Origin of the sequence: Cupriavidus oxalaticus (genome assembly GCF_004768545.1) — a bacterium.
Taxonomy (GTDB): Bacteria; Pseudomonadota; Gammaproteobacteria; order Burkholderiales; family Burkholderiaceae; genus Cupriavidus; species Cupriavidus oxalaticus_A.
In genome coordinates this window covers 2708622-2734701 of record NZ_CP038635.1, presented here as the reverse complement: position 1 = coordinate 2734701, position 26080 = coordinate 2708622, and the positions used below count along the sequence as shown (strand labels likewise).

The following is a 26080-nucleotide window of genomic DNA, read 5'->3' as shown; positions in this document are numbered from 1 at the left end:
TTGCGGCTGCGCTCAGGCCCGCTCAGGCCCGCTTAGGCCCGCTTGCGGAACACCACGTCCCACACCCCGTGCCCGAGCCGCACGCCGCGGCGCTCGAACTTGGTCACCGGACGGTAGTCCGGCCGCTCGGAAAAGCCATCCGCCGCGCTGGAGGTGTTCTCCAGCAGCGGTTCACCCGCCAGCACCTCGACCATCTGGTGCGCGTACTCTTCCCAGTCGGTCGCGCAGTGGATATAGCCACCGGGCTTCAGCCGCGCCGCCAGCAGCTTCACCAGCGGCGGCTGCACCAGCCGGCGCTTGTTATGGCGCTTCTTGTGCCACGGGTCCGGGAAATAGATATGCACGCCGTCCAGGCTGTCGTCGGTCAGCATATGGGCGATGACCTCGACCGCGTCGTGCTGCAGGATGCGGATGTTCTCCAGCTCGCGCTCGTCGATCAGCTTGAGCAGGGCGCCCACGCCGGGCTCATGCACCTCGCAGCCCAGGAAATTGTCCTGCGGGCGCAACCCGGCGATATGCGCGGTGGTCTCGCCCATGCCGAAGCCGATCTCCAGGATCGACGGCGCCTTGCGGCCGAACGTGGCTTCCCAGTCCAGCGGCTGCGGCGCGTACGGCACCAGCATGCGCGGGCCGACCTCGTCGATGGCGCGCTGCTGACCGGTCGACGTCCGCCCGGCACGGCGCACGAACGAGCGGATGCGGCGCGGATGCGCAACGCCTTCGGGGTCGGCAGGGGAAGGGGCGGACGGCTGCTGGGCGTTGTCCACCGGCGTGGCGTCATCGGCCGGCGTCGGTCCGGTGCTGGGATCTTGGGGAAGCATGGCAACAAAAAAGCCGCCGGGCAGATCACCGTAACAGTGTTAACGGTGGCAAAGGCGGCTTGTCTCGACTTGAGGTGGAGCGGGCGATGGGAATCGAACCCACGTCTTTAGCTTGGGAAGCTAAGGTAATGGCCATTATACGACGCCCGCGGAGCCGTGATTCTATGCGGGATCGGCAAGGGAGCGCAAGTCGGCGGCATGCCGGGGCTGGAATCAAGGTGTCTTTTGTGCCACTCCCGCTTTGGGCGGTGCGTGGCGCCCGCGGCGGCGTATAGTGGCTGGCACGCTGGCCTGCCGCCATACGGCCTTCGATGACTACCACTCGCAACGTCAGGACGCCCCCACCTTGACCACGGACTTTTACGGCCGCTTTGAAGCGGAATGCCTGCCCCGCATCGTCGATGCCATCGGCAAGCAGCACCGGCGCGTGCAGCTGCATGCCTTGCCCGCCGAGGCCCCGAACCGCCCGCCGCGTCTGCGCATGACGGGCGACGGGCCGGCTGAATTGCGGCGCCATGCGCATCCGCTCGACGTCACGCTGGCGTGGGATGGGCTGGAGGTGCAGCGGCTGTTTGGCGCCGGAGGCGAGGCGCGCTTTGCCGGCTACCTGGCGGCGCTGCCGGGCAAGCTGCGCGCGTGGCAGGAGCCGCGCGGCATCGATTTTGGCTCGCTGTCGCAGACGGATCCGGCCATCCTGATCGGCGGGCTTGATTTCGAGCGCTGAGCTGCCGCCCGGGCGTTACGGCGTTACGGCGTTACGGCTCAGCCAGTCACGCGCAGGCGGCACACGGCGCTTTCAGACTGGCCCGGTGCCAGCCAGCGCAGCCCCTGGCCGTGGTGGATCGCATCGGGCAATCCCACCCACGGTTCCACGCAATAAAAGTCAGACTGTTCGCTTTCGGACCACGTCGTAACGGCGTGCCAGCGCACGCTGCCAGCAACCTCGAGTTCGAAGGCGATGGTGCGCGCCGGCATCGACAGCATGGCGCCGGCAGCGCCGCGGAAGACGTGGTAGGTGTCCTGCAGGCGCGGGTCGTCGAGCCGGTAGGCCGGCTCGCCCGCGTCGGCCGGGCCCGGCGCGCCGTCGGGCAACTGGCGCACGCGATCGGCGGGCGGCAAGGCCACCTTCGACGCGGCACGCTGCGCATGCGGCAGCGCAAAGTAGAAGTGGTGGCCGGGATAGCAGGGCAGCGGCTGGTCCCCGGTGTTGGTGGTGCGCAGCGTCACCTCCAGCCCGTCGGGCAGCAGCGCGTACACCGCGTCGAACACGAAGGCATAGGGGTAGCCTTGCCGCGTCTGCGCGCTGTCGCGCAGCGTCATGGTGATCGACCCGGCTGCATCGGTGGCGCCGGCTTCGAATGGCAGGTCGCGCGCAAAGCCATGCTGCGCCAGCGCGTGCACGGTGCCTTGCCGGTCGCGCCACTGCCCGGCGACGCCGTCCACGAAGTGCCGGCCGATAAACGGGAACAGCAGCGGATTGCCCCCGCGCACCTTGGCCGGGCGGCTCCAGTCGGCGTTGTCGGGCCAGTAGAGAATGTCCTCGCCGCGGTGCACCCAGCGCACCAGGCGCCCGCCGTATTGCGGGGCGAGCAGCAGGAAGTTGTCGGCATCGCCGACCCGGACCAGCGTCTGGCCCTGGAAGTCTTGTGTCTGGAGCAATGGCATGGTGTTCCTGGGCGCCGTGGCGGCGCGAGCAGCCGCCATGATAAGCCAGCGCGATGCCAGGCCGTGAGCAGGGGCAAGGCTCAGCCACTCGTGTAGATGGTATTGCGCACCAGCGGGTACACCTGCGTTTCCCAGCGCTTGCCGTTGAACACGCCATAGTGGCCGACCCCGGTTTGCACGTGATGCATCCGCATGTAAGGCCGCAGGCTCGGGCATAGGTCCTGCGCCGCCATGGTCTGGCCGATGGCGCAGATGTCGTCGCGCTCGCCCTCGACCGTGAGCAGCGCGGTGCGGCGGATGGCGCGCGTGCACACGCGGCGTCCGGCGACGTCGAGCAGCCCCTGCGCCAGCAGGAAGCGCTGGAATACCAGGCTGACGGTCTCCAGGTAGAACTCCGCCGTCAGGTCCATGGTGGCGAAGTATTCGACATAGAAGTCGCGGATGGCGTCGGCCTTGTCGTGCTCGCCGCGCTCGCGATATGCGTAGAGGTCGCGCAACGCCTGCTCATGACGCTCCAGGTTCATGCTCATGAACGCCAGCAGCTGCACATGGCCAGGGTAGACGCGCCGCATGCCGCCGGCGAAGCGTAGCGGCACCATGCCGATCAGCGTGCGCTCGAACCAGTCGAGCGGCTGGCTGATGGCCAGTTCGTTGACCTTGGTCGGGTTGACGCGCGCGTCGATCGGGCCGGCCATCAGCGTCAGGCTGGGCGGCTGGGCGGGATCGCCGTCCTCGGCCATGATGGCCGCCGCCGCCAGTGCGGCCACGGTAGGCTGGCACACCGCCACGACGTGCGTGCCGCCGCCGAGCGCCTGCAGGAAGTGGATCAGGTGCTGCACGAATTCATCGAAGCCGAAGCGCCCGGCCACCAGCGGGATATCGCGCGGATTGTGCCAGTCGGTGATATAGACGTCGTGGTCGGCCAGCATGGTCTGCGCGGTGCCGCGCAACAAGGTGGCAAAGTGGCCGGACATCGGCGCCACCAGCAGCACGCGCGGCTGGCCGCCGATGCCCTGGCGGCGGAAGTGCAGCAGGGAGCAGAACGGCGTGCGCAGCACCACTTCCTCGGTGACCGGCACCGGCCGGCCGGCGACCATCGCGCTGTCGATGCCGAAGGCCGGGCGATGGTGGGTCAGGCGCCCGAGCGCGATGATCTCGCAGGCGGCGCGCAGCGTGCGTACGGTATCGAAGCCGCTCGTCCTGGGTTGGGCGGCCAGCGTTGCCGCGGCCAGTTCCGCCAGCGTGCATGCCGGCAGTATGATGTCCGCGTAGGTCTGGTACGCGTAATACAGCATGACTGGGCCCCCGTGGTTCTGGTGTCCCCAACCCGCAATATATATGCCATTTGCGCGCGCTTGGCATGCGCTTTGCGCGGTGCCACGCGCAAGGCAGCGATGCCTGCGCAAAGTTGTGCAAGCTGCGCCCGCCGCAGCGGCCAAGCATCGTTTCATGATGGTTGCCGGGGGCGCAGGCATCAGACTGGTGCCCAATGGTACGAACGGTACGAACGGTGCCGCACCAGTGCACCGTCCAAGTGCGCCGCTAAGGAGGCGTGATGAGCAAGACCACACTCACTATCAGCAGCAAGACCTATTCGTCGTGGTCGCTGCGCGGCTGGCTGCTGGCCCGCTTTGCCGGCCTGGAGTTCGAAGAAGTGCTGGTCCCGCCGGACGATGCCGCCGCCCGCGCCGAAATCCTGCTGCTGTCGCCGTCGATCCTGGTGCCCTGCCTGCGCCACCAGGGCGTGACGGTCTGGGACACGCTCGCCATCGCCGAATACCTGAACGAGATCCGTCCCAAGGCCGGCCTGCTGCCCGAGGACCGCGCCGCGCGCGCGCATTGCCGCGCCATCTGCGGCGAGATGCACTCCGGGTTTGCGGCGATGCGCTCGGCGCTGCCGATGAACCTGAAGGGGAATTTCCCGGGGATGAAGGTGTGGTCACGCGCGCAGGCGGACATCGACCGCATCACGGCCATCTGGACCGAGTGCCTGACGCGCTATGGCGGGCCTTACCTGTTTGGCTCGCGCACCATGGCCGATGCCATGTACGCGCCGGTGGTGACGCGCTTTGTGACCTACGGCGTGATGCTCGACCCGGAGCCGGTTTCCTACTGCAAGCAGATCCTGGCGATGCCGGAGCTGCAGGAGTGGATTGCGGCGGCGCGCGCGGAACCCGACGAGATCAGCGAGCTGGACGTCGAGTTCTAGCCGCCGCCGCTGCCTACGCCGTGGCGGACTCGGCTTGCCGCGCCTGCAGGAAACGCGCGGCGTAGTCGAAGTACCAGTCGAGCGTATCCGGGTTGGCCATGGCATCGCGGTTGGCGATGCTGGCCGGCGCGTGGCCGAGCAGCAGCTTCTTGATCGGCACTTCCATCTTCTTGCCCGACAGCGTGCGCGGCACGCCCGGCACCTGCACGATCTCGTTGGGCACGTGGCGCGACGACAGCGCCTCGCGGATGCGCGCGCGCAGGGTGTCGCGCAGTGCGTCGTCGAGCACCAGCCCTTCGCGCAGTACCACGAACAGCGGCATGTAGGACTCGCGGCCCAGGTATTCCAGGTCGACCACCATGCTGTCGAGCACTTCCGGCCGGTCTTCCACCACGCGGTACAGCTCGCTGGTGCCCATGCGGATGCCGTGGCGGTTGATGGTGGCGTCCGAACGCCCGTAGATCACCGCGCCGCCGCGCGGCGTGATCCTGATCCAGTCGCCATGCCGCCAGGCGCCGGGATAGGTGTCGAAATAGCTGTCGCGGTAGCGCTTGCCGTCGGCATCGCTCCACAGGAACAGCGGCATCGACGGCATCGGCTCGGTGCAGACCAGCTCGCCGACCTGGTCAGTCAGCGCCTGCCCGTTGTCGTCGAACGCCTGCACCTTGGCGCCCAGGCAGCGGCACTGCATCTCGCCCGAATAGACCGGCAGCAGCGGGCAGCCCGCCACGAACGAGCCGGCAAAGTCGGTGCCGCCCGACATCGGCACCAGCCAGATGTCTTCGCGCACGTGGCGGTAGATCCAGTCGTAGGCCTCGACCGGTAGCGGCGAGCCGGTCGAGCCCAGGCCGCGCAGCCGCGACAGGTCGGCGATGCGCGCCGGCTCGATGCCCGCCTTCATGCAACTGGTGAAGAACGCCGCGCCGGCCCCGAACATGGTCACGCCGGCATCGTCGACAAAGCGCCACAGCACGCCGGCGTCGGGCCAGGCCGGGTTGCCGTCATAGAGTGCGATGGTGGTGCCGAGCAGCAGGCCGGCGACCTGCGCGTTCCACATGATCCAGCCGCTGCTGCTGTACCAGTGGAAGACGTCGTCCGGGCCGAGGTTGTTGTGGAACGCCATCAGCTTGAGCTGCTCGATGACGATGCCGCCGTGGCCATGCACGATCGGCTTGGGCATGCCGGTGGTGCCGGAGGAGTAGACGATCCACAGCGGATGGTCGAAGGGCACCGGCTCGATAGTCAGCGGCACGTCGTGCGCGAGCACGTCCGGCCACGCATGGGTGCGTATGCCGGACGGCGCGGGTACGCTCGCGCCGACTTGCGGCACCAGCACCAGGTCGGTCAGCGAGGGCAGGGCGGCTACCAGGTCCGCCAGCACCGGCCCGCGCTCGTAGAGCTTGCCGCCATAGCGGTAGCCGTCGACGGCGATCAGCACCTTCGGCCCTATCTGGCGGAAGCGGTCGATCACCGCCACCTGGCCCATGTCGGGCGCGCAGCCGGACCAGACCGCGCCCAGGCTGGCGGTGGCCAGGAAGGCGACGATGGTGGCGGGGATATTGGGCAGGTAGCCGGCAATGCGGTCGCCGCGCTGCACGCCCATCTGGCGCAGCGAATGCGCCAGCGAGGCGACCTGGGCTTCGAGGGTAGCCCAGCTGATATCCGTCAGTGGCTGCGCTTCGCCGGCATAGCGGATGGCGGTGCGCTCGCGGGCAGCGCCTGTGCCTGCGTGGCGGAACACCTGCTGCACATAGTTCAGCGTGGCGCCCTCGAACCAGCGCGCGCCCGGCATGGTGCGCCGGTCCAGCACCTGCGCCGCGGGCGTGTCGAAATGGACGTCGAAGTAGGCGCGCACCGCGTCCCAGAAGGCTTCCAGCTCGGTGACGGACCACTGCCACAGGCTGTCGTAGTCGTCAAAGGCGAGACCGCGCTCGGCGCGCAGCCAGCGCATGAAGGCGGCGATCTGGCTGCTGTCGCGGAACGCCCCGGACGGCGTCCACATCAGGTTCCCTTCGGTCAAAGGGGCAGTGCTGCTCATGTCTCCTCCTTGGGCCCGTCTGTCGCGGGTATCGGATGGTGGGTGATGGGGATCCCGGGCGCCTGTGGCGGCACCCGGGCATCAGCGTGACATGATAGCCGGGGATGGAGACGGTTGCCGGTCAGGTGCCCGCCGGCCGGTCGAACAGGCTTTCCCACATGGTGTCGACCCTGGCCTTGACCGCCGCCTCCATGGAGATCGGCGTACCCCATTCGCGCGTGGTCTCGCCGGGCCACTTGTCGGTGGCGTCGATGCCCATCTTGGAACCCAGGCCCGACACCGGGGAGGCGAAGTCCAGGTAGTCGATCGGCGTGTTGTCGACCAGCACCGTGTCGCGGCTGGGGTCGACGCGCGTGGTGATGGCCCAGATCACTTCCTTCCAGTCGCGCACGTCGACATCGTCGTCGACCACGACGATGAATTTCGTATACATGAACTGGCGCAGGAAGCTCCATACCCCGAACATCACGCGCTTGGCATGGCCGGCGTACTGCTTCTTCATGCGCACCAGCGCCATGCGGTAGCTGCAGCCTTCCGGCGGCAGGTAGAAGTCGGTGATTTCCGGGAACTGCTTTTGCAGCAGCGGCACGAACACCTCGTTCAGCGCCACGCCCAGCACGGCGGGCTCGTCGGGCGGCTTGCCGGTGTAGGTGGAGTGGTAGATCGGGTCGCGCCGCATGGTGATGCGGTCGATGGTGAACACCGGGAACCAGTCCTGCTCGTTGTAGTAGCCGGTGTGGTCGCCGAACGGGCCTTCCAGCGCATGCTGGTAGCCGGACGGGTGGTTCGGGTCCGGCTGGATATGGCCTTCCAGCACGATCTCGGCCGACGCCGGCACGCTTAGTTCGGACAGGGTCGGCGTCACGCAGCCGGCCAGCGCGGTGCGGCTGCCGCGCAGCAGGCCGGCGAACTGGTACTCGGACAGCGTATCGGGCACCGGCGTCACCGCGCCCAGGATGGTGGCGGGGTCGGCGCCCAGCGCCACCGCGATCGGGAACGGCTTGCCGGGGTTGGCCAACGCATGCTCGCGGAAGTCGAGCGCGCCGCCGCGGTGCGCCAGCCAGCGCATGATGACCTGGTTGCGGCCGATCACCTGCTGGCGGTAGATGCCCAGGTTCTGGCGCTTCTTGTGCGGTCCCTTGGTGACGACCAGGCCCCAGGTGATCAGCGGCGCGGCGTCGCCGGGCCAGCAGGTCTGGATCGGCAGGCGCGCCAGGTCGACGTCATTGCCTTCCCAGACCACCTCCTGGCAGGCCGGGCTGCTGACGCGCTTTGGTGCCATATCCCACACAGATTTGGCGAGCGTAAACAGCTTGCCCGCTTCGCGCAGTCCGCGCGGCGGCTCGGGTTCCTTCAGGGCTGACAGCACGCGGCCGATGTCGCGCAGGTCTTCCATCGATTCGGCACCCATGCCGAGTGCGACCCTGTGTGTCGTACCGAACAGATTGGCCAGTACCGGGACGCTATAGATACCGTCACCGGCCGCCGCGCCGGCGGGCCGTTCGAACAGCACGGCGGGGCCGCCGGCACGCAGCAGCCGGTCGCAGACCTCGGTCATTTCCAGGTTGGGCGAGACCGGGCGGGAGATGCGGCGAAGTTCGCCCATCTGCTCGAGTTGGCCGATAAAGTCGCGCAAGTCTTTGTATTGCATAGTGAATTCGGTTTGGCGCGGGCCGTGTGCGGCCGGCGCAAGGCGGCATCCAAGTCGGTGACGATACACATACACCGGCGCCCCGGCAAAAAAATCAGCAAATCGGGGTGGGGGAAATTGTAAGTTTTTTGTCGTCGCAGCCGTGGCGTCAAGGTCTGCGAGGCTAGGCCAGGACTATGTTTGCGGGTCCAAGAGTGATGCGGGCGCGACAAGATAAGGCTTGTTACAAATAACCAAAAGTAGTGTGAATCGTTATTCTTATGCTTGACGAGGTATAACACCGTTCCTACAATCCGGTCTTGCTGATGGAGTGTTGCGTTGCAACATAAATTTCACCCTTGTGTCAAGGGGTGCACATAGAAAAAGTGCGGGGGGATCGCACGATTCGCTCCAGTCAGATCGAACAGACCGAGGTTACCGGCCCGATGCAATAGCGGGCCGAGGCGGTTGCCTCCGGCAGGGAGCCGGAGCGTTTTACGGTTGTCGAGATAAGTCGTGGCAGGGTGGGCTCCCCCAGAGTCGACCCTGTTTCCAGTTGGGCGCATGGGGAGCGCCTGCCAACAGATGCTTGGCTGTCACTGCTAGACGGCGCGGCATCCTTACTTGAGTACGTTGAGATCGGGCGTATGCCGCAGTCTGGCATGCGAAGCGGGCAACGGATGGAGGTAAGCATGAGCGGTTGGAAAACCCTTCATCTTCCCGGCATCGGACGCGCCTTGCAGGTTCGCCTCCGACAGCCGGTACCCGGAGTGAGTCGGGCATTGCAGGTCCGTCTCGCGCATCCGGTCGCGGGCCGCGCCTTGCGCGGTGGCCGCACAACGCTGAAGTACGCGCTGAACAGCCTTGGCGTGGTCGCGGTCGTCTCGGCCGTGTCGCTGTGGCTGAGCCAGGAATGGCGCACCACGCTGGCGGCGCTGCTGGCTGGCGATGAGGCACCGGCGGTGCTGGTCGCCGCCGCCATGCCGACGGCGGAAGCGGCGCCGGCCGTGGGCAGCGCAGCCGTGCCGGCCCTGTCGGCCGACGCCGCTGCCGCCCGTCTGGCACGCGGCAAGGGCGGCCTGCCGACGGTTTCGGGCGTGGACGAATGGGGCCTGGCGGCGAACGCCAAGGTGCCGTCGGTCGCGCACCTGGCCGAGCGGATCCCGGTCACGCGCGTGGCGGCGGACGCCCGCAATACCGCCACGCTCGGCACCGCGCGCGAGCAGGCGGCCGTGGCCGACTACATCGCCCGCAAGTACCGCGTGGCGGCGCAGGCCACCGCGCAACTGGTCAAGGCAGCCTACCTGACCGGCCGCGAGGTCGGCATCGACCCGCTGCTGATCCTGGGCGTGATCGCGATCGAGTCCAGCTTCAACCCGTACGCCGAGAGCGGCGTGGGCGCGCAGGGCCTGATGCAGGTCATGACCAAGGTCCACCAGGACAAGTACGAGGCCGTGGGCGGCGTCGCCGCGGCGCTGAACCCGTACGCCAATATCAAGATCGGTGCGCTGGTGCTGAAGGACTGCATCGCCCGAGCCGGCTCGATCGAAGGCGGCCTGAAGTACTACGTCGGCGCCACCACGGCGACCGATGGCGGCTACGGCGCCAAGGTGCTGGCCGAGCGTGCCCGCCTGCGCCAGCTGATTGGCGTGCGCGCGGCGCCGGCTGACAACGGCAAGGCGGGTGGTAGCGGCAAGGCACCAGCCGAGCATGCCGCGCCGACCGAGAAGCTGGAAGCCAGCAACGGCTCGAACAACGCCTGAGGCTTTTGCGCCGGCTCTCCTAACAGAAAAAGCACCCCGCGGGGTGCTTTTTCTGTTTCCGGGGCCGCTGCGCTGTGCTGTCGGCTCAGCCGCGGAACAGCTTCGCCAGCCGTGCCATTGCCTCTTCGATGTTCTCGCGCGAGGTCGCATACGAGATGCGGATGTAGTCGCTTGCGGTATGCGGCCCGAAATCCTGCCCCGGCACCATCACCACGCCCGCATCGTGCAGCATCGCCTGCGTCAGCCGGTCGGCATCGCCGGCGGCCGGGTGGTTGACGCCGCGGCAGTCGGCATAGACGTAGAAGGCGCCGTCCGGGCGCACCGGCACGCGCAGGCCCAGCGCCTCCAGCGCCGGCACGACCAGGTCGCGGCGGCGGCGGAACTCGGCCTTGCGTTCGTCGTAGATTGCCAGCGCCTCGGGGGTGAAGCAGGCGAGCGCCGCATATTGCGCCACTGCGGAGGCGCAGATAAAGAGGTTCTGGGCGACCTTTTCGAAGGCCTCGACCAGCGCATCCGGCACCACCAGCCAGCCCAGCCGCCAGCCGGTCATGTTGAAGTACTTGGAGAAGCTGTTCACCGTGACCACGTTGTCGTCCAGGCTCAGCGCCGAGACCGGCGCGGCGTCGTACGACAGGCCCTGGTAGATCTCGTCGACGATGGCGAAGCCGTTGCGGGCACGCACCGCCTGCAGGATGCGGCCGAGCTCGTCGGGCAGGATCGAGGTGCCGGTCGGGTTGGATGGCGTGGCCAGCAGCACGCCGCAGGTCTGCTCGCGCCAGTTGGCCTCGACCTGTGCTGCGGTGAGCTGGAAGCGCTCCGCCGGGCCGCTCGGGATCATGCGCGCCGCGCCGTCGAAGGCGGCGACGAAGTGGCGGTTGCACGGGTAGCTGGGATCGGGCATCAGCACTTCGGCGCCAATCTCGACCAGCACCGCGCACGCCAGCAGCAGCGCGCCGGAAGCGCCCGCCGTGACGATCACGCGGCGTGCCGGGATGTCCAGGCCGTAGGCCGTCTTGTAGTAGCCGGCGATGGCCTCGCGCAGCGGATGGATGCCAAGCGCACCGGTGTATTGCGTGACGCCGCGGCGCATCGCCGCCTCGGCCGCGCGCACCACCGGCCCGGCGGCGGTGAAGTCCGGCTCGCCGATGCCCATGTGCACGATATGGCGGCCGGCGCGCTCGAGTTCGGCGGCCTGCTTGGCCAGTTCCATGACGTGGAAGGCATTGATGTTGGCGACGCGGGCGGCGGTGGCAAGACGTTGCATGTCCATGGCGATGGGGAGAGAGGCGGGCGGAGCCCGTTCAGCAAAAAGAATACGTATAAACGAAAACACCCGCCGCGGCGGGTGTTTCGTCAGGTCCTGGTGCCGGCGCAAGCGCCAGCCGGATGACCGCTCAACGGCGCGCCGCGACCTCGGCCGCGCGCACCTGGGCGGCGAGCTTGTCCAGCACGCCGTTGACGTACTTGTAGCCTTCGACGCCGCCAAAGGTCTTGGTCAGCTCGACCGCTTCGTTGATCACGACCTTGTATGGGATGTCGAGGCAGTGCACCAGCTCGTAGCTGCCGACCAGCAGCGCGGCGCGCTCCACCGGCGACAGCTCGTCCACGGTGCGGTCCAGGAACGGCTCGAACGCGGCGGTCAGGCGGGCCTCTTCACGCACGGTGCCGTTGAGCAGCGCGTCGAAGTGCTCGCGGTCGGCCTTGTTGAAGCCCTGGGCGTCATGCAGGTGGGCCTGGATCGCGCCGATGTCGTTGCGGTTCAGCAGCCATTGGTACAGGCCCTGCAGCGCCAGCTCGCGCGAGCGGCGGCGCGCGCTCTTGGGCGGTGCCTTGGCTTCGGTGCGGGCCGCGGGCTTGTTGCCGGCGGGCTTGCCGGCGTCATTGCCGCCCGCGTTCTCGGGGGCGTTGGACGTATTACTCATCATCGTCCTCATCGTCTTCCTGGCCGCGCAGCGAGTCCAGCGCATCGACCAGGTTGGCCATCTCCACCGCGGCGCGGGCGCAGTCGCGGCCCTTTTCGCGGGTGCGGGCATGGGCCTGCTCGTCAGTGTCGACGGTCAGGATGCCGTTGGCGACCGGCACGTTGAAATCCAGGCCGACGCGGGTGATGCCGGCGCCGGATTCGTTCGAGACCAGCTCGAAGTGGTAGGTCTCGCCGCGCACCACGGCGCCGAGCGCGACCAGCGCGTCGAACTGGCCGCTCTCGGCCATCTTCTGCAGTGCCAGCGGCACTTCCAGCGCGCCGGGGACGGTCACCACCAGGGTGTCCTCGCCTTCGACGCCGAGCTTTTCCAGCTCGGCCACGCAGGCTTCGAGCAGCTCGGCGCAGACCGGCTCGTTGAAGCGCGCCTGCACGATGCCGATACGCAGGCCTTCACCGTCGAGGTTGCTGGGGTAGAAGCCGTGATCCATTGTTCAAGTTCTCCAGTTTTTCGGGGCGGCCGCGGCGGCTTGGCGCCGCGGCCGGGGTGTATTGGGGGAGGCTCAGGGGAAGCTTAGTCCGGGAAGGCTCAGTCGGCCTGGCCGTTCATGGGCTGGTAGCCGGTCACTTCCAGGTCGAAGCCGGTCATGCTGGGCATGCGCTGCCGGGCAGCCAGCACGCGCATCTTGCCGACGCCGACATCCTTCAGGATCTGCGCGCCCATGCCGTAGGTGCGCAGGTCCGGCTTGCGGCGGGGGCGGGTCTGCGGTGCGTCGAGTGCGGTGAACTGCGTGAACAGCTGCTCGACGGTGTCGCCGCAGTTCAGCAGCACGATCACGCCGCTGTCGGCCTGGTCGATGGCCTGCATCGCCGCCGGGATGCTCCACGAATGCGTGGTCGACTTCACTTCCAGCAAGTCCAGCACGGAGAAGGGCTCGTGCACGCGCACCAGCGTTTCCTTGTCCGGCGTCGGCGCGCCGCGCACCAGTGCCAGGTGGGCCTGGCCGGTCGGCTTGTCGCGGTAGGCGATGCTGCGGAAGGTGCCGTACGGCGTCTGCATGTCGCGTTCGCCGACGCGCTCGATGATGCTCTCGGTGCGGCTGCGGTAGTGGATCAGGTCGGCAATGGTGCCGATCTTCAGGTCGTGTTCCCGGGCGAATTCGATCAGGTCGGGCAGGCGCGCCATGGTGCCGTCGTCCTTCATGATCTCGCAGATTACTGCGGCGGGCGTCAGGCCGGCCAGGGCGCCCAGGTCGCAACCGGCCTCGGTATGGCCGGCGCGGATCAGCACGCCGCCGGGCTGGGCCGTCAGCGGGAAGATATGGCCGGGCTGGACCAGGTCGGCCGGCCTGGCGTCGCGGGCCACCGCGGCCTGCACGGTGCGGGCACGGTCGGCGGCCGAGATGCCGGTGGTCACGCCTTCGGCGGCCTCGATCGACACCGTGAAGTTGGTGCCGTGCTGGGTGCCGTTGCGGGTGACCATCGGGTGCAGGTCCAGCTGGCGGCAGCGCTCGGCGGTCAGCGTCAGGCAGATCAGGCCGCGGCCGTGCTTGGCCATGAAGTTGATCGCCTCGGGAGTGACGAAGTCGGCAGCCAGCACCAGGTCGCCTTCATTCTCGCGGTCTTCCTCGTCAACAAGGATGACCATGCGGCCGGCACGGATGTCGGCAATGATGTCTTCGGTACGGGCGATTGTCATGGCGTGCAGGACGGCAAATTGAGGCGAAACGAGCGAAATGCCGCGAATAAGGCGGACGGGAACGGTGGCCGCGTCGGGAGGCGGCCGGACTGAGGCGGGGCGTCGGGCCTGGCGCGCCAGGGCATATACGCCCGGCAGGATGCCCAGTCAAGCCGGGTATTGTACGCCAAGGCAGGCGGCGCGGGCGGCCGCGCCGCGGGAAAGTGCGGCGGCGGCACGGGCCTACTTGCCGGTGTCAGTGGCCGACAGCATCCGCTCCACGTAGCGCGCGATCAGGTCGATTTCCAGGTTCACGCGGGCGCCGGGCTTGAGCTCCTGCAGCGTGGTCACCTCGACCGTGTGCGGGATCAGGTTGATCGAGAACACGCAGCCGTCGGCTTCGTCGCTGACGCGGTTGACCGTCAGCGAGACGCCATTGACCACCACCGAGCCCTTGTAGGCCAGGTAGCGGGCCAGCTCGCGCGGCGCGCGGATGCGCAGTTCATGCGATTCGCCGACGGGCGCGAAATGCACCACTTCGCCCAGTCCGTCGACGTGCCCGGAGACCAGGTGGCCGCCGAGGCGATCGGCCAGCCGCAGCGCCTTCTCCAGGTTGACGCGGCCGGCGCTCTCCAGGCCGACGGTCTTGTCGAGCGACTCGCGCGAGACCTCGACGTCGAAGCTGTCCTCGCCCATGGCGATCACCGTCATGCAGGCGCCCTGGATCGCGATGCTGTCGCCGACGATCACATCGGACAGGTCCAGGCCGCCGGCGGCGACATGCAGGCGCACGCCGGCATCGGCGGCACCCAGCGGGGTTACGGTTTCGATGCGGCCGACGGCCGCGACAATGCCTGTGAACATGGTGGTGTCTTCTGTCTTGGTCAATCTGGGATTGGGCGATTAGGCGATTAGGCGATTAGGCGATCATGCGATCAGGCGTCGTTGCGGCGCGCGATCAGCCGCAGGTCGTCGCCGATCTGCCGGATTTCATGCCAGCGGAACTGCGCGGCATCCTGCAGCCGCGCCAGCGGCGGCAGGTTGAACATGCCCTGCGCGTCGCCAAGCAGCTTGGGCGCCAGGTAGATCAGCAGCTCGTCGGCGCAGTGTTCGCGCACCAGCGAGCCATTGAGCTTGAAGCCCGCTTCGACGTGCAATTCGTTGATGCCGCGCCGGCCCAGCTCCTGCAGCATCCGGGGCAGCTCGACCTTTCCGTGCGGGTTGGGCAGGACCACCACTTCGGCGCCGCGCGCTTCCAGCGCCCGCTGGCGTTCGCGGTCTTCCACCGCGCAGAACACCAGCACCGGCTTGGCGAACTCGCCGGCGTCCGGCGCCAGGATCTTTGCGTCGAGCGGCACTTCCAGCCGCGAGTCGACCAAAACCCGCTGCGGCTGGCGTGGGGTGGCGAGCGCGCGCACGGTCAGCGCCGGGTCGTCGTCGCGGACCGTGCCGATGCCGGTCAGGATCGCGCAGGCGCGCGCGCGCCAGGCATGGCCGTCGTCGCGCGCCGCCTGGCCGGTGATCCACTGGCTGGTGCCGTCATGCAGCGCGGTGCCGCCGTCCATCGACGCCGCCACCTTGACCCGCACCCACGGCAGCCCGCGCGTCATGCGCGACACGAAACCGATGTTGAGATCGCGCGCTTCCTTTTCCAGCAGGCCGCAGCGGACGTCGATGCCGGCATCGCGCAGGCGCTGCAGGCCGCGTCCGGAGACCGAGGGGTTGGGGTCTTCCATTGCCGCTACCACCCGCGCCACGCCGGCGCGCACCAGCGCATCGGCGCATGGCGGCGTGCGGCCGAAGTGGCTGCACGGCTCGAGCGTGACGTAGGCGGTGGCGCCGTCCGGATCCAGCCCGCGCGACAGCGCGTCTTTTATCGCCTGGATTTCGGCATGGTCCTGTCCGGCCGGCTGGGTGTAACCCTGGCCGATGACCTGGCCGTCCTTGACCAGCACGCAGCCGACGCGCGGATTGGGCGTGGTGGTGAACATGCCCCGCGCGGCGAGCGCGAGGGCCTGTTGCATGGCGGCGTGGTCGGTATCGGAAAACATGGCGCCTGTAGCTCGTGGCCGGTTTGCTGTGGATGGGAGGAGAGTCTGTCCGGGGTTCCAGGGTTACAGCGGCTCGGGCCCGTCCGCTGCATCGCAATCGCTGTCGCGGCCCGGCGTGCAGAGCCGGATGCGGCCCTGGGCGCCAAGGCGCACCTGGCGCTGCGCGCCGCGGCAGCTGAGCGCGAAGGTGGCGGCCTGGAAGCCGCCTTGTTCAGACCGAGAGTATCCCACAGCTGTGAATCGCACCGTATGGCTGTCGCGGCCGGTCTGCCGCAGCGCCACGCGCAGGCAGGACGCGGCGGGCTCGACCACCGCCAGCGGCGTCGTAGCCGGGCCGGGTCCGGCCAGCAGTTGCCAGCCGCGGTCGAGGCCGGGCTGTCCGTCCAGAGGCTGTAGCGTCACTTCGATGCGGCGCGCCATCGCAGTGGAGCGCGCCAGCGCCAGCGACGCGGCAAGCCGGTCGGCGGCCTGGTCCACCGCCTGGCGCGCCAGCAGTGCGCTGAAGGATGGCCAGGCCGTGGCGGCCAGCACCGCCAGGATGGCGAGGCAGGCCAGCAGCTCGGCCAGGCTCACGCCGGCGCAGCGAGGAACGCGTGGCATCTCAGCACTCTGCCGGCAACGGGCCCGGCCGGTCCGCGTTCTCCGGCCAGGACAGCCACTGGCCGGTGCTGCGCAGGATCAGGACGCCGCACTGCTGGTCGGGCTGGCGCGGCGTGGCGCGCAGTTCGACGCAGGTGTCCAGGCTCGCCGCCGGGCAGGGCGCTGCCGAAATGACATGCCGTGCCAGGCCGGTTGCCGGCACCGGGCGCGGCCAGTCGCCGGCCACGGTGTCGCCTCCGGGCTGCGTGGCGAAGCTCATGGCTCCCGCGGCGTGCCGTTCCAGCTCCAGCAAGGCAGAGGCCAGTTCGGCGCGTGCCTGGGCGCGCCAGCCGCGCCGGAGTTGCTCGTGCCAGGCGGGCACGGCAAGCGAAGCCAGCAGCGCGGCGATCACCACCACGGCCATGAGCTCGATCAGGGAAAAGCCGCGCGGACTCATGGTGCCGTCTCCTTGGCCGGACCCGCCAGTTCGCGCCATGCCAGCCGGCCGGTGCGACGGCTTGCCACCACGTGTGCAAGGCGCGTTGCCACGCCGTTCTCCACTGCCCATAGCGCCAGCGCGTGGACCTCGCGGCCGGCACTGCCGGCCTGGGGTGTCATCCCCGGCAGGGTTTCACGGGTGAAGATCGGCGGGCCTTCGCTGACTTGCCCGGTGACAAAGGGAAGCACCGGCGCGCCGTCCGTCTTGCGGCCGACTGACTCGCCAGTGGCACCCAGCACGAGGTAGCTCCGCTGCCTGCCGTCCGGCAGCCGTGTCACGACGACGAGGTAGCCCGGCGAGGCCAAGCTGACGCGCTCGATCTGTTCGTCGGCATCGGGCAGGACGAGGTGCCAGCCAACCGTTTGCGCCGACGGCCTCTGGCCCGGTGCGGCCTGGAGGACAAAGCCGGCGCCTTGTGCGCGCACTTCGATGCTGGCGGGCTGGCTGGCGGCATGGGTGCCATCGGCTACGGCGGCCAGTTCGTTGCCGGCCGCATAGACCACCAGCGGTTGCGCCGGCGTGCCCAGCACCACCGGCGGGGCCGGCTCGGCAAGGCCGACCCCGCCGCGCAGGCGATACAGGCAGGTGGCCGGCGGCGCAGGCTGCTGCCGCAGGACATCGCCCAGCGCAAAACGCCACAGCTGGCCGTCAGCATCGGTGGCGTACGCAGCCAGCGCAGTGCCGTCGAACGCCTTTGCCACGGTCACGGCGCGCAGCGCGGCCGCCGATGGCTTGCCGTCGCAGCCTTGCCCGGCCACGCGCAGCATGCGCCATGGCGCCGCTGGCGTGTCGAGCGGCAGCAGCGCAAGCCCGGGCTCCGCCGGTGGTGCCAGCAGTGCGATGGCATGCCAGCGCGGCGCCTGGCTGTCGCTTAGCGCGGCCACGCGAACCGGCCCGATGCCGGCAAGCGGCAAGGCCGGCGTGGCCGCCTGTTCCCACAGCAACCGCAATGGCAGCGCGGCGTCTGGTTCGGTGATGTCTAGTGCAAACACCCCGGCAATGTCCTCCGGCCCGCCGCGGAACGCGCACAGCAGCAGCGTGCGCCAGGCACCGCCGACGACGGCGTCGGTGCTTTCGGGGCGGGGGCAGGGATTGGGCGCGACCGGGGCCCTGGACTCGGCCATGGCGGCGGCCAGCGGCAGCAACGTGCGGGGCAGGTAGACGGCACGCTCCTCGCCGTTGACGGCATCGAAGCCGTGCAGCTGGCCATCGACGGTGCCGAGCCATGCCATGTGTGGCCGCTGTGCATGGCGCACGCGGAAGGGAGCATGGCCAGGCTGTCCCGGCTGCCACGCCGGCGGCGCGACCACCAGCACGCGCGCGCCGCGCGCGCTGGCCAGCCGCGTCTCGCGCGGGCGCAGCGCGGGATTGGCATTGTCGCCGCGCAGCCAGGCCAGTTGCTGGACGTCGAGTCGCTCGCGCGTGGCATCGTCCAGGTCGGGCCATTGGAGCGCCACCAGCCGCTCCGGCTGGAGCATGGACGCCGGGAGCGAGGTGTAGATCCTGCGCGATGGGAGTTGCCTGGCATCCAGCAAGGCACCCGCTTCCCACAGGCCCGACAGTGGCTGGCGATCGTCGGTGCCGACGAGCGACGCTTGCCAGCCGACTGCGCGCAACCGGCCAGTCCAGGATTTTGCGCCGGGTTCGATCTGGTAAGCGAGCGGGAGCTGGCCGGCAGTGCTGTCATTGCCGGCCGCAACCGCCAGGACAGGCAGCAGCGCGAGCACGCAGGCAAGCATAAGGGCGGCGCGTAGGTTCATGGCTGCACGATGCTCTGCACGACGGCCCGTACCGCGGGCGAGCGGCCGAAGCCGACGGCGGTGATGCGCAGCCGCGGCAAGGCCGGCCGGCCTTCGTCAGGCATGGGGCCGTAGTCGAGCAGCTCGGCAACGTAACGCGGCGCCGTAAAAGAACCTGCAAAGGCTTCCGGCACGATGGCAACGCCGCTTGCCGGCACGCCAATCGCCAGGTCCGTAGCCAGGCCATGCAGCCACGGCTGCCATACCGGCGTGCGCGCGTGCGCAGTGTTGCACAGCGCCGCCTGCGCGCCGCGACCGCATTCGCCCGCGGCGGGCCACTGGCCGAAGCGGTCGTCACTGCCACCGGCGGCGGCGAGCAGTTCCGCCTCCGCCTCGAGCAGGGCGGCTTCTGCTGCCCGGAACGCGATCTCGCGATCGCGGCCGGCGGCCGCCAGTTGCCGGCCTGCCAAAAGCATTTGCAGCATGGCCGCCGCGGTGGCGGCGACCAGCAGCAGCATCGTCGCCGCGAACAGCAGCGTGATGCCGCCGGCCTGCGTCATCGCGTGCGGCCTCAGCATAGTGTCTCCTCGCAGCGCAGGGCGTTGCGCAGGCGGACCGTCGTGGCGAACACGCGCCGGTTGGCGCGGTGCGTGTCGACCGGTGCTGCCTGCAGGTCGGCCAGGGCATCGTCAGCGCGCGCGCTCACGGCAGCGTCACGGGCAGCGCCGCGCTGCTCGCCCTGCAGCGCAAGCGCGACCTGCACCGCCAGTACGCGCTGCCATGCGTGCGCCCCCATGGCCTGGACCCGTGCCGCTGGCAGGAACGCATCTGGCTGACGGTCGCCATCCATGTCCACCCCGAAGCGCAGTTGCAGCGAGGCGACGCCACGGACCAGTGCCCCCGAAGTCCAGCCCTGTCCGTCGACCTGGCCATTGCGGCGGGACGGATAGCGGCACAGCAGTTGCGGCTCGCCGTCCGTGGCGGCGGCTATATAGAGCATGTTCGCCGCGACAAAACCCGTGGCGCCTTCGGCCCCCGCCATCCGTGCCGCCAGCGGATACCCGCTGCAATCGATCATCGTCTCGTCAGGCTGGCTCGGATCGCGGGGCTGCCCCTGGCCGCTGAACCGCAACAGCAGCACATCGCTGTTCGCGACGCCGTGGCGGGTGCACGTCGGCACTTCGGCGATGCCCGGCTGCCCGCAGTCGTCGGCGCCGCTGACGGCGGGCGGCGCCGACGCGTCGAGTGTGCCGGCATGCCAGCCGGCCTGGCGCAGCAGCGCGCTCAGGATGGCGAGCGCGCGCTGGCCGCGTTCTTCCAGCAGTACGCGCTCCGCCGCGCTGCGGTAGGCGGATAGTGCCACCTGCCACGCCGCCGTGGCGACGGCGGCGACAATGAGCCCGAGCGCCAGGCCGACCATGGCTTCGGTCAGCGAAAAGCCCTGGCCATGGCGGCGCATCGGAAGCGCTCGTATCGGAAGCGCACTCATGGCAGCCCCGCGCCGGCACGGTTCAGAGGCAGTCCGGCCGGCCATGGCGCCAGTTCGGCCGACTCTGCCATCCTGCGCGTGTCATGGCTAGCCTGATCCAGCGCTCGCTGCCAGCCGAGTCCCGTCGGCCCCAGGATTGCGAGCGATGCCAGGCCGGCGGTGAAGATCGCCAGCCCGCAGAGCGATTCGAACAGGATGTATCCGCGGATGGCGCCACGTGGCGGCAGGCAACGAGGAAGACAACGAAGCAGGCAACGAAGCAGGCGGCAGGGCAGGGCGAAGAGATGGTGCATGGCGCGCGGCGTCAGGGCATTTCGGGACCTCCACCGTATCCCGCCGCTGCCGTGCGCTTTGTAGACGCCTGATATGAATGCGCAAAATTTGGTAAGACCGCGATGAACCGGTCGCCAGCGCGACCACGGGCGATGTCATCAGCGTGATGGAAAAGGGCAATATCTGGGTTCCGTAGCCGCCGCGTGCGGACCATGGGCGGCATGACGCTGATCGGGCTGATGGTCGCGGTATCGATCCTCGGCATCCTCGCCGCGATCGCCAGCCCCAACTGCACCGAGCATGTGCGGCGTGGCTACCGCACCGATGCGCGCGGCATGATGACCGAGGCGGCGCAGCAGCTGGAGCGCTTCCGCTCGGTCAACGGGCGCGATGACCAGGATACGGCCGGGGCGGCGTTTGCCTTGCCGGCAGCGTTGCGCACCTCGCCGCGCGACGGCAACCGGGTGCGCTACAACATCTCGCTGGTGGCCAGTTCGCTGACGGCGAACGGCTATGTGCTGCAAGACTGCTGGGAACGTTGACGGTGGAGCAGGGCGCTCAGCGCTTGCTGTTGCCCGCGGTCACTTCGGCGAGCACATCGGAGAATTCGGAAACATCCTCGAAACTCCGGTACACCGACGCAAACCGGATATACGCGATCTTGTCGAGCTTGCGCAGCTCGCGCATCACCAGCTCGCCGACCTGGCTGCTGGGGATTTCCTTCTCGCCCAGCGACAGCAGTCTTTCCTCGATGCGGGTGATGGCTTCATCGATGGCCTCGGCCGAGACCGGGCGCTTGCGCAGCGCCAGGCGCATCGAATCCTTCAGCTTGGCGCGCGCGTAGTCGACGCGCGAACCGTTTTTCTTGACGATGGCGGGAAAGAACAGCTCGATCCGCTCATAGGTGGTGAAGCGGCGGTCGCAGGACTCGCAGCGCCGGCGCCGGCGCACGGCATCGCCGTCTTCCGACATGCGCGTGTCGAGCACCTGGGTATTGGAATGACCGCAAAAGGGGCATTTCATGCCGGACCACCTTCAGTTGAATTCCGTCGCCTGTTCCGCATGGATGTCCTGCGCAGGCGGGCGGGTTGGCGAGGCCCGCAAGCCGGACCGCCTGCGTGTGGCAGGGCGCGGCTTGCGGGGCTGCCGGCCACCCTCGCGGGTGGCCTGGAAGCATCAGCCGTAGACCGGGAAACGCTTGGTCAGGGCAGCCACCTGCTCGCGCACGCTGGCGATGTTGGCGGCGTCGTGCGGGTTCTCCAGCACGTCGGCGATCAGGTTGCCGACGATGCGGGCTTCTTCTTCCTTGAAGCCGCGCGTGGTCATGGCCGGCGAGCCCAGGCGCACGCCCGAGGTCACGAACGGCTTTTCCGGATCGTTCGGGATGGCGTTCTTGTTGACGGTGATGTGCGCCTCGCCCAGGATGCGTTCGGCGTCCTTGCCGGTGATGTGCTTGGCGCGCAGGTCGACCAGCATCACGTGGCTTTCGGTACGGCCAGAGACGATGCGCAGGCCGCGCGCGATCAGGGTCTCGGCCAGCACGGCGGCGTTCTTCACCACTTGCTGCTGGTATTCCTTGAACTCGGGGGTCAGTGCTTCCTTGAACGCCACCGCCTTGCCGGCGATCACGTGCATCAGCGGGCCGCCCTGGATGCCGGGGAAGATCGCCGAGTTGATGGCCTTCTCATGCTCGGCCTTCATCAGGATCACGCCGCCGCGCGGGCCGCGCAGGCTCTTGTGCGTGGTGGTGGTGACGAAGTCGGCGTGCGGCACCGGGTTCGGGTAGACGCCCGCGGCGATCAGGCCAGCGTAGTGGGCCATGTCGACCATGAAGTAGGCACCGATCGACTTGGCGACCTTGCTGATGCGCTCGAAGTCGATGCGCAGCGCGAAGGCCGAGGCGCCGGCGATGATCAGCTTGGGCTTCTTCTCTTGCGCGAGCTTTTCCAGCGCGTCGTAGTCGATGTCTTCCTGGGCGTTCAGGCCGTAGCTGACCACGTTGAACCACTTGCCGCTCATGTTGAGCGCCATGCCGTGGGTGAGGTGGCCGCCTTCGGCCAGGCTCATGCCCATGATGGTGTCGCCCGGCTTGAGCATGGCGAAGTACACGCCCTGGTTGGCCTGCGAGCCCGAGTTGGGCTGCACGTTGGCGGCCTCGGCGCCGAACAGCTGCTTGACGCGGTCGATGGCCAGCTGCTCGACCATGTCGACAAACTCGCAGCCACCGTAGTAGCGCTTGCCGGGATAGCCCTCGGCATACTTGTTGGTCAGTTGCGAACCCTGCGCGGCCATCACGGCCGGCGAGGTGTAGTTTTCGGAGGCGATCAGCTCGATGTGGTCTTCCTGGCGCTGGTTTTCCTTCTGGATGGCGGCAAAGACCTCAGGGTCGATCTGGTCGATCGTGAAACGGCTGCGTTCGAACATGGCGAGACTCGTCTGAAAAAAGGGAATCCGATTCAAGCATCGGGGGCATCGGTTAGGGCGCGCGGGGAAGGCTAGCGGCGACCGGCGCCGGCGGCACTTTGCAGCCGTCGGCGCAGGGCGCACCCTGCTTCCCATTCGCTGCCCAGGCGAGCGGCAGGCGTGTGAAACAACACGCCAGAGAACTTGCGCTTCCTCGTGGTAGTGCCCACTGACTTCGCCAGTCGCGCAAGATGGAATGGTTGCGCGCAGTGTAGCGCGTAGAGTGCGCCCGCCGCAAGCCGTCAACCCGCCAGCCAAGGCTGGTCAAGGGCTGGCCAGCAACTTGCTGTTGCAAACTCGTACTGCGGGTTTACACGAAACCGCGTTCGCTCTCCGTTACAATCGCGGCCATGACAAACTTTGTCTGGACCCTGCGGGTGTACTGGGAAGACACCGACGCGGGCGGCGTAGTGTTCTACGCCAACTACCTCAAGTTCTTCGAACGGGCCCGCACCGAGTGGCTGCGTTCGCTCGGTATCGAGCAGCAGGCGCTGGCCGACGAGGCCGGCGTGGTCTTCATCGTCCGTAGCACGGCGGTGGACTACAATGCGCCCGCCCGCCTCGATGACCAGCTCGAGATCCGCACGCGCATCGACCGGGTCGGCCCGGCCTCGGTCCAGTTCACGCAGGAAGCCTGGCGTGACGAGCTGATGCTTGCATCCGGCGCCATCCGCGTCGGATGTGTTGATCGAAGCACTTTTCGTCCCGCCCCGATTCCGGCCCCCGTCCTAGCTACCATCAAGTCCGCCCGATGAATCCCGTGACCGTCACGCAAGACATGTCGATCGTAACGCTGGTGCTCCACGCCAGCCTGCTGGCACAGGCCGTCATGGCGCTGTTGCTCGTCATGTCGCTGTTTTCGTGGACCTATATCTTCCGCAAGCACCTGGCATTGCGCTCGGCGCGCACCCAGACCGAAGGGTTCGAGCGCGACTTCTGGGCCGGCGGCGACCTGCAGGCGCTCTATAACAGTGCCGTCAACAACCGCCACAACACCGGCGCGCTCGAGCGGATCTTTGAATCCGGCATGGGCGAGTTCCTGAAGGCGCGCGAGCGCGGCAACGATTCCGGCGCGCTGCTCGACGCGGCCCGCCGCGCCATGCGTGCCGCCTACCAGCGCGAGATGGACGTGCTCGAGTCGCACCTGCCGTTCCTGGCCTCGGTGGGCTCGGTCAGCCCGTATATCGGCCTGTTCGGCACCGTGTGGGGGATCATGAACGCATTCCGCGGCCTGTCGAATGTGCAGCAGGCCACGCTGGCATCGGTGGCCCCCGGCATTGCCGAAGCGCTGGTGGCCACCGCGATCGGCCTGTTCGCGGCGATCCCGGCGGTGATCGCGTATAACCGCTATGCCACCGAAATCGACCGCCTGGCGATCCGTTTCGAAAGCTTCATGGAAGAGTTCCTGAACATCCTGCAACGGCAGGCGCGCTAACCGAATCCAAGACGGGGAGTCCGGGTGAGCGGCCCGGGCTCCCGTCGTTTCCAGGAGTCCTGCAATGGCAGCCATTCAGCGCCGCGGCGGTTCGCGCCGCCGGGCAAGCGCCGACATCAACGTCGTGCCCTATATCGACGTCATGCTCGTGCTGCTGGTCATCTTCATGGTGGCAGCGCCGATCGTGAGCCCCGCCACCGTGGACCTGCCCACCGTGGCCAACGCCACGCCGCAGCAGAAGGCGCCGCCGATCGTCGTCACCGTGCACGAGAATGGCGACCTGACCGCGCGCGGCAAGGACAACGCCGGCAATGCCTTCGAGCGCAAGCTCGACAAGCAGGGCCTGCTCGATTTCGTGCACCAGCGCCAGAACGAGAACCCGGACCAGCCGGTGGTGATCGCCGCCGACCGTTCGGTGAAGTACGAAGCCGTGCTCGATGTCATGTCGGTCCTGAAGGCCGACGGCATCAAGCGCGTGGGCCTGATGGTCAAGTCCAAGACTTCCTGACGCGTTGAACCCGTATTGAAGCCGCATTGATGCGCCCGACTGACAGCCATTGCGATTGCCGTTGCGCCCGATGAATACCGTCGCCGCCTATCCCTACCAGCCGGTGAAAGAGCGGGGAACCATGCGTTCCTTCGTGCTCGCGCTCGTCATGCACCTGCTGCTGGGCATCGTGCTGTATTACGGCGTGCACTGGCAGAGCAGCACGCCGGTCGGCGCCGAGGCCGAGCTGTGGGAAGAGGTTCCCGCCGCCACCGCGCCGCCACCGCCGCCGCGCGAACCTGAGCCCGAGCCGGTGGTGCAGCCGCGCCCGGTGCCGGCACCGCCGGCGCCGCAGGTGAAGAGCAAGGTCGAGGAAGACGCCGACATCGCGCTCGAGAAGAAGAAGCGGCAGGCCGAGGCCGCAGCGCGCGAGGAAGCCGAGCGCAAGGAAACGGCCCGCAAGGAGGCCGAACGCAAGGAAGCGGCGCGCAAGGAAGAAGCCCGGAAGGAAGAAGCCCGGAAGGAAGAAGCGCGGAAGGAAGAAGCGCGGAAGGACGCGGCGCGCAAGGAAGCCGAGCGCAAGGAGGCTGAGCGCAAGGAGGCTGAGCGCAAGGAAGCGCAGCGCAAGGAAGACGCGAAGAAAAAGGCCGCGCAGCAGGAGCAGGATCGCAAGGAACAGGCCGAGCGCGAGCGCAAGGAAGCCGCCGACGCCAAGGCCAGGGCCCAGGCGGACGCCAAGGCGAAAGCCCAGGCCGAGGCGAAGGCCAAGGCACAGGCCGATGCCAAGGCCAAGGCACAGTCCGAGGCGGCCGCCAATGCACAGCGCAAGAGCGAACTGGCGCGCCTGCAGGCGCTGGCCGGCGGCGGCGCCGGCGGTGGTGGCGTTGGCAGCACGACCGGCGCGGGCGCCGGCGGCGGCGGCAAGGCCTCGCCGGGCTATGCCGACCGCGTGCGCCGCCGGGTGAAGCCCAACATCGTGTTCACCGAAGACGTACCGGGCAACCCCAGCGCGGTGGTATCGGTGCGGCTGGCGCCGGATGGCTCGCTGATGTCGGCGCGGCTGTCCAAGTCCAGCGGCAATTCGTCGTGGGACAATGCCGTGCTGCGCGCGGTCGAACGTTCCGATCCGCTGCCGCGCGACGAGGACGGCAAGGCGCCGTCCAGCTTCACCATCACCTTCCGGCCGAAGGACTGAGTGACCGGCGCGCCATGATTTGCAACATAATGCAACCTTCATCGCCGGCTTTCAGTCCCATCGCTACGATGGCAGGTTGCCTGACGCAGCCGGCAGTGTGCAGACCGCACGCACAACGGGGATGCGCCATGCGCGGTCCTGCCCG

27 protein-coding genes, 1 tRNA gene and 1 riboswitch are annotated in these 26080 nt (G+C 68.4%); of the genes, 8 read left to right on the top strand and 20 right to left on the bottom strand.

Features of this window, described 5'->3' with window-relative positions; genetic code table 11:
• Positions 1–32: 32 nt before the first annotated feature.
• Both trmB and E0W60_RS23505 read right to left on the bottom strand, forming a co-directional pair.
• The gene (gene trmB, locus E0W60_RS23510) at positions 33–821 is read right to left on the bottom strand and encodes a tRNA (guanosine(46)-N7)-methyltransferase TrmB (RefSeq protein ID WP_135705715.1); all 789 of its coding nucleotides are present in this window, start codon (positions 819–821) and stop codon (positions 33–35) included.
• A 75-nt stretch (positions 822–896) separates the two neighbouring features.
• Positions 897–971: transfer RNA gene (locus tag E0W60_RS23505), tRNA-Gly, on the bottom strand.
• A gap of 196 nt (positions 972–1167) precedes the next feature.
• Between E0W60_RS23505 and E0W60_RS23500 the strand changes: the two genes are divergently transcribed.
• The gene (locus tag E0W60_RS23500) at positions 1168–1545 is read left to right on the top strand and encodes a DUF5594 family protein (protein WP_133092440.1); all 378 of its coding nucleotides are present in this window, start codon (positions 1168–1170) and stop codon (positions 1543–1545) included.
• Between the two features lie 38 nt (positions 1546–1583).
• Here E0W60_RS23500 and E0W60_RS23495 read toward each other — a convergent pair whose 3' ends face one another.
• Positions 1584–2486, bottom strand: a complete 903-nt coding sequence (locus E0W60_RS23495; RefSeq protein WP_135705713.1) for an aldose epimerase — start codon at positions 2484–2486, stop codon at positions 1584–1586.
• A gap of 80 nt (positions 2487–2566) precedes the next feature.
• The gene (locus E0W60_RS23490; RefSeq protein ID WP_135705711.1) at positions 2567–3781 is read right to left on the bottom strand and encodes a polyhydroxyalkanoate depolymerase; all 1215 of its coding nucleotides are present in this window, start codon (positions 3779–3781) and stop codon (positions 2567–2569) included.
• 260 nt (positions 3782–4041) lie between these two features.
• On the opposite strand from E0W60_RS23490, the gene E0W60_RS23485 reads away from it, so the two are divergent.
• Positions 4042–4695 (top strand): glutathione S-transferase family protein, encoded by a 654-nt coding sequence (locus E0W60_RS23485; protein ID WP_133092437.1) that lies wholly within the window; start codon positions 4042–4044, stop codon positions 4693–4695.
• Positions 4696–4708: 13 nt separating this feature from the next.
• Here the strand turns inward: E0W60_RS23485 and E0W60_RS23480 are convergent, their stop codons facing one another.
• Both E0W60_RS23480 and ubiD read right to left on the bottom strand, forming a co-directional pair.
• A complete protein-coding gene (locus E0W60_RS23480) occupies positions 4709–6733 on the bottom strand; it encodes an acetoacetate--CoA ligase (RefSeq protein ID WP_135705709.1) in 2025 nt (674 codons plus the stop codon).
• A gap of 121 nt (positions 6734–6854) precedes the next feature.
• Positions 6855–8384 carry a 4-hydroxy-3-polyprenylbenzoate decarboxylase gene (gene ubiD, locus E0W60_RS23475; RefSeq protein WP_135705708.1) on the bottom strand — a complete coding sequence of 510 codons (1530 nt, stop codon included), beginning with the start codon at positions 8382–8384 and terminating at the stop codon, positions 6855–6857.
• 671 nt (positions 8385–9055) lie between these two features.
• On the opposite strand from ubiD, the gene E0W60_RS23470 reads away from it, so the two are divergent.
• Positions 9056–10126 carry a lytic transglycosylase domain-containing protein gene (locus E0W60_RS23470; RefSeq protein WP_135705706.1) on the top strand — a complete coding sequence of 357 codons (1071 nt, stop codon included), beginning with the start codon at positions 9056–9058 and terminating at the stop codon, positions 10124–10126.
• An 85-nt stretch (positions 10127–10211) separates the two neighbouring features.
• Here E0W60_RS23470 and E0W60_RS23465 read toward each other — a convergent pair whose 3' ends face one another.
• The 12 genes from E0W60_RS23465 to E0W60_RS23410 all read right to left on the bottom strand — a co-directional run bounded on the left by E0W60_RS23465 (position 10212) and on the right by E0W60_RS23410 (position 20375).
• Complete coding sequence (locus E0W60_RS23465; protein ID WP_135705705.1) at positions 10212–11396, bottom strand: pyridoxal phosphate-dependent aminotransferase; 1185 nt, start codon at positions 11394–11396, stop codon at positions 10212–10214.
• Positions 11397–11520: 124 nt separating this feature from the next.
• Positions 11521–12048: a transcription antitermination factor NusB gene (gene nusB, locus E0W60_RS23460; RefSeq protein WP_133092509.1), complete on the bottom strand. Its 528-nt coding sequence runs from the start codon at positions 12046–12048 to the stop codon at positions 11521–11523.
• On the bottom strand, positions 12041–12538 hold the full coding sequence (gene ribH, locus E0W60_RS23455; RefSeq protein WP_029045447.1) for a 6,7-dimethyl-8-ribityllumazine synthase: 498 nt from the start codon (positions 12536–12538) through the stop codon (positions 12041–12043). Before ribH ends, nusB begins: the two co-directional genes overlap by 8 nt.
• Before the next feature lie 98 nt (positions 12539–12636).
• On the bottom strand, positions 12637–13746 hold the full coding sequence (ribBA, locus tag E0W60_RS23450; RefSeq protein ID WP_133092432.1) for a bifunctional 3,4-dihydroxy-2-butanone-4-phosphate synthase/GTP cyclohydrolase II: 1110 nt from the start codon (positions 13744–13746) through the stop codon (positions 12637–12639).
• A gap of 222 nt (positions 13747–13968) precedes the next feature.
• Positions 13969–14589 carry a riboflavin synthase gene (locus E0W60_RS23445; protein ID WP_135705704.1) on the bottom strand — a complete coding sequence of 207 codons (621 nt, stop codon included), beginning with the start codon at positions 14587–14589 and terminating at the stop codon, positions 13969–13971.
• A 71-nt stretch (positions 14590–14660) separates the two neighbouring features.
• Positions 14661–15776 carry a bifunctional diaminohydroxyphosphoribosylaminopyrimidine deaminase/5-amino-6-(5-phosphoribosylamino)uracil reductase RibD gene (ribD, locus tag E0W60_RS23440; protein ID WP_133092430.1) on the bottom strand — a complete coding sequence of 372 codons (1116 nt, stop codon included), beginning with the start codon at positions 15774–15776 and terminating at the stop codon, positions 14661–14663.
• A 63-nt stretch (positions 15777–15839) separates the two neighbouring features.
• Positions 15840–16376, bottom strand: coding sequence for a GspH/FimT family pseudopilin (locus E0W60_RS23435; protein ID WP_135705702.1), 537 nt, complete (start codon positions 16374–16376; stop codon positions 15840–15842).
• A 1-nt stretch (position 16377) separates the two neighbouring features.
• Entirely contained in the window at positions 16378–16812 is a 435-nt protein-coding gene (locus E0W60_RS23430) for a type IV pilin protein (protein WP_135705700.1), read from the bottom strand.
• Entirely contained in the window at positions 16809–18614 is a 1806-nt protein-coding gene (locus E0W60_RS23425) for a PilC/PilY family type IV pilus protein (RefSeq protein WP_135705698.1), read from the bottom strand. Before E0W60_RS23425 ends, E0W60_RS23430 begins: the two co-directional genes overlap by 4 nt.
• Positions 18611–19153 (bottom strand): pilus assembly protein, encoded by a 543-nt coding sequence (locus E0W60_RS23420; protein WP_240745894.1) that lies wholly within the window; start codon positions 19151–19153, stop codon positions 18611–18613. Before E0W60_RS23420 ends, E0W60_RS23425 begins: the two co-directional genes overlap by 4 nt.
• Positions 19154–19164: 11 nt before the next feature.
• Positions 19165–20052, bottom strand: a complete 888-nt coding sequence (locus tag E0W60_RS23415) for a PilW family protein (RefSeq protein ID WP_135705696.1) — start codon at positions 20050–20052, stop codon at positions 19165–19167.
• A 26-nt stretch (positions 20053–20078) separates the two neighbouring features.
• Positions 20079–20375, bottom strand: a complete 297-nt coding sequence (locus tag E0W60_RS23410) for a hypothetical protein (protein WP_135705695.1) — start codon at positions 20373–20375, stop codon at positions 20079–20081.
• A 201-nt stretch (positions 20376–20576) separates the two neighbouring features.
• Between E0W60_RS23410 and E0W60_RS23405 the strand changes: the two genes are divergently transcribed.
• On the top strand, positions 20577–20897 hold the full coding sequence (locus E0W60_RS23405; protein WP_167884596.1) for a type IV pilin protein: 321 nt from the start codon (positions 20577–20579) through the stop codon (positions 20895–20897).
• A gap of 16 nt (positions 20898–20913) precedes the next feature.
• Here the strand turns inward: E0W60_RS23405 and nrdR are convergent, their stop codons facing one another.
• Together nrdR and glyA are read right to left on the bottom strand one after the other, a co-directional pair.
• Positions 20914–21378, bottom strand: coding sequence for a transcriptional regulator NrdR (nrdR, locus tag E0W60_RS23400; protein WP_133092423.1), 465 nt, complete (start codon positions 21376–21378; stop codon positions 20914–20916).
• A gap of 153 nt (positions 21379–21531) precedes the next feature.
• Complete coding sequence (glyA, locus tag E0W60_RS23395; RefSeq protein ID WP_133092422.1) at positions 21532–22779, bottom strand: serine hydroxymethyltransferase; 1248 nt, start codon at positions 22777–22779, stop codon at positions 21532–21534.
• A gap of 133 nt (positions 22780–22912) precedes the next feature.
• Positions 22913–23014: riboswitch (ZMP/ZTP riboswitch) on the bottom strand.
• 154 nt (positions 23015–23168) lie between these two features.
• Between glyA and ybgC the strand changes: the two genes are divergently transcribed.
• From ybgC to tolA, 4 genes are all read left to right on the top strand, one after another.
• The gene (ybgC, locus tag E0W60_RS23390; RefSeq protein WP_029045460.1) at positions 23169–23573 is read left to right on the top strand and encodes a tol-pal system-associated acyl-CoA thioesterase; all 405 of its coding nucleotides are present in this window, start codon (positions 23169–23171) and stop codon (positions 23571–23573) included.
• Positions 23570–24253: a protein TolQ gene (gene tolQ / locus E0W60_RS23385; RefSeq protein ID WP_195427295.1), complete on the top strand. Its 684-nt coding sequence runs from the start codon at positions 23570–23572 to the stop codon at positions 24251–24253. Before ybgC ends, tolQ begins: the two co-directional genes overlap by 4 nt.
• Positions 24254–24317: 64 nt before the next feature.
• Positions 24318–24761, top strand: coding sequence for a protein TolR (gene tolR, locus E0W60_RS23380; RefSeq protein ID WP_029045462.1), 444 nt, complete (start codon positions 24318–24320; stop codon positions 24759–24761).
• 70 nt (positions 24762–24831) lie between these two features.
• Positions 24832–25935, top strand: a complete 1104-nt coding sequence (gene tolA / locus E0W60_RS23375; RefSeq protein WP_135705692.1) for a cell envelope integrity protein TolA — start codon at positions 24832–24834, stop codon at positions 25933–25935.
• Positions 25936–26080: the final 145 nt, after the last annotated feature.

Coding starts and splice junctions, on each gene's coding strand:
- E0W60_RS23445 (WP_135705704.1), bottom strand. CDS start 14,589: ATGTTCACAGGCATTGTCGCGGCCGTCGGCCGCATCGAAACCGTAACC.
- E0W60_RS23480 (WP_135705709.1), bottom strand. CDS start 6,733: ATGAGCAGCACTGCCCCTTTGACCGAAGGGAACCTGATGTGGACGCCG.
- E0W60_RS23465 (WP_135705705.1), bottom strand. CDS start 11,396: ATGGACATGCAACGTCTTGCCACCGCCGCCCGCGTCGCCAACATCAAT.
- E0W60_RS23490 (WP_135705711.1), bottom strand. CDS start 3,781: ATGCTGTATTACGCGTACCAGACCTACGCGGACATCATACTGCCGGCA.
- E0W60_RS23425 (WP_135705698.1), bottom strand. CDS start 18,614: ATGAACCTACGCGCCGCCCTTATGCTTGCCTGCGTGCTCGCGCTGCTG.
- ribH (WP_029045447.1), bottom strand. CDS start 12,538: ATGGATCACGGCTTCTACCCCAGCAACCTCGACGGTGAAGGCCTGCGT.
- nusB (WP_133092509.1), bottom strand. CDS start 12,048: ATGAGTAATACGTCCAACGCCCCCGAGAACGCGGGCGGCAATGACGCC.
- glyA (WP_133092422.1), bottom strand. CDS start 22,779: ATGTTCGAACGCAGCCGTTTCACGATCGACCAGATCGACCCTGAGGTC.
- E0W60_RS23435 (WP_135705702.1), bottom strand. CDS start 16,376: ATGCCACGCGTTCCTCGCTGCGCCGGCGTGAGCCTGGCCGAGCTGCTG.
- ribBA (WP_133092432.1), bottom strand. CDS start 13,746: ATGACAATCGCCCGTACCGAAGACATCATTGCCGACATCCGTGCCGGC.
- tolA (WP_135705692.1), top strand. CDS start 24,832: ATGAATACCGTCGCCGCCTATCCCTACCAGCCGGTGAAAGAGCGGGGA.
- E0W60_RS23485 (WP_133092437.1), top strand. CDS start 4,042: ATGAGCAAGACCACACTCACTATCAGCAGCAAGACCTATTCGTCGTGG.
- trmB (WP_135705715.1), bottom strand. CDS start 821: ATGCTTCCCCAAGATCCCAGCACCGGACCGACGCCGGCCGATGACGCC.
- nrdR (WP_133092423.1), bottom strand. CDS start 21,378: ATGAAATGCCCCTTTTGCGGTCATTCCAATACCCAGGTGCTCGACACG.
- ribD (WP_133092430.1), bottom strand. CDS start 15,776: ATGTTTTCCGATACCGACCACGCCGCCATGCAACAGGCCCTCGCGCTC.
- E0W60_RS23495 (WP_135705713.1), bottom strand. CDS start 2,486: ATGCCATTGCTCCAGACACAAGACTTCCAGGGCCAGACGCTGGTCCGG.
- E0W60_RS23410 (WP_135705695.1), bottom strand. CDS start 20,375: ATGCACCATCTCTTCGCCCTGCCCTGCCGCCTGCTTCGTTGCCTGCTT.
- ybgC (WP_029045460.1), top strand. CDS start 23,169: ATGACAAACTTTGTCTGGACCCTGCGGGTGTACTGGGAAGACACCGAC.
- ubiD (WP_135705708.1), bottom strand. CDS start 8,384: ATGCAATACAAAGACTTGCGCGACTTTATCGGCCAACTCGAGCAGATG.
- E0W60_RS23405 (WP_167884596.1), top strand. CDS start 20,577: ATGACGCTGATCGGGCTGATGGTCGCGGTATCGATCCTCGGCATCCTC.
- tolR (WP_029045462.1), top strand. CDS start 24,318: ATGGCAGCCATTCAGCGCCGCGGCGGTTCGCGCCGCCGGGCAAGCGCC.
- E0W60_RS23430 (WP_135705700.1), bottom strand. CDS start 16,812: ATGAGTCCGCGCGGCTTTTCCCTGATCGAGCTCATGGCCGTGGTGGTG.
- tolQ (WP_195427295.1), top strand. CDS start 23,570: ATGAATCCCGTGACCGTCACGCAAGACATGTCGATCGTAACGCTGGTG.
- E0W60_RS23470 (WP_135705706.1), top strand. CDS start 9,056: ATGAGCGGTTGGAAAACCCTTCATCTTCCCGGCATCGGACGCGCCTTG.
- E0W60_RS23415 (WP_135705696.1), bottom strand. CDS start 20,052: ATGCGCCGCCATGGCCAGGGCTTTTCGCTGACCGAAGCCATGGTCGGC.
- E0W60_RS23420 (WP_240745894.1), bottom strand. CDS start 19,153: ATGACGCAGGCCGGCGGCATCACGCTGCTGTTCGCGGCGACGATGCTG.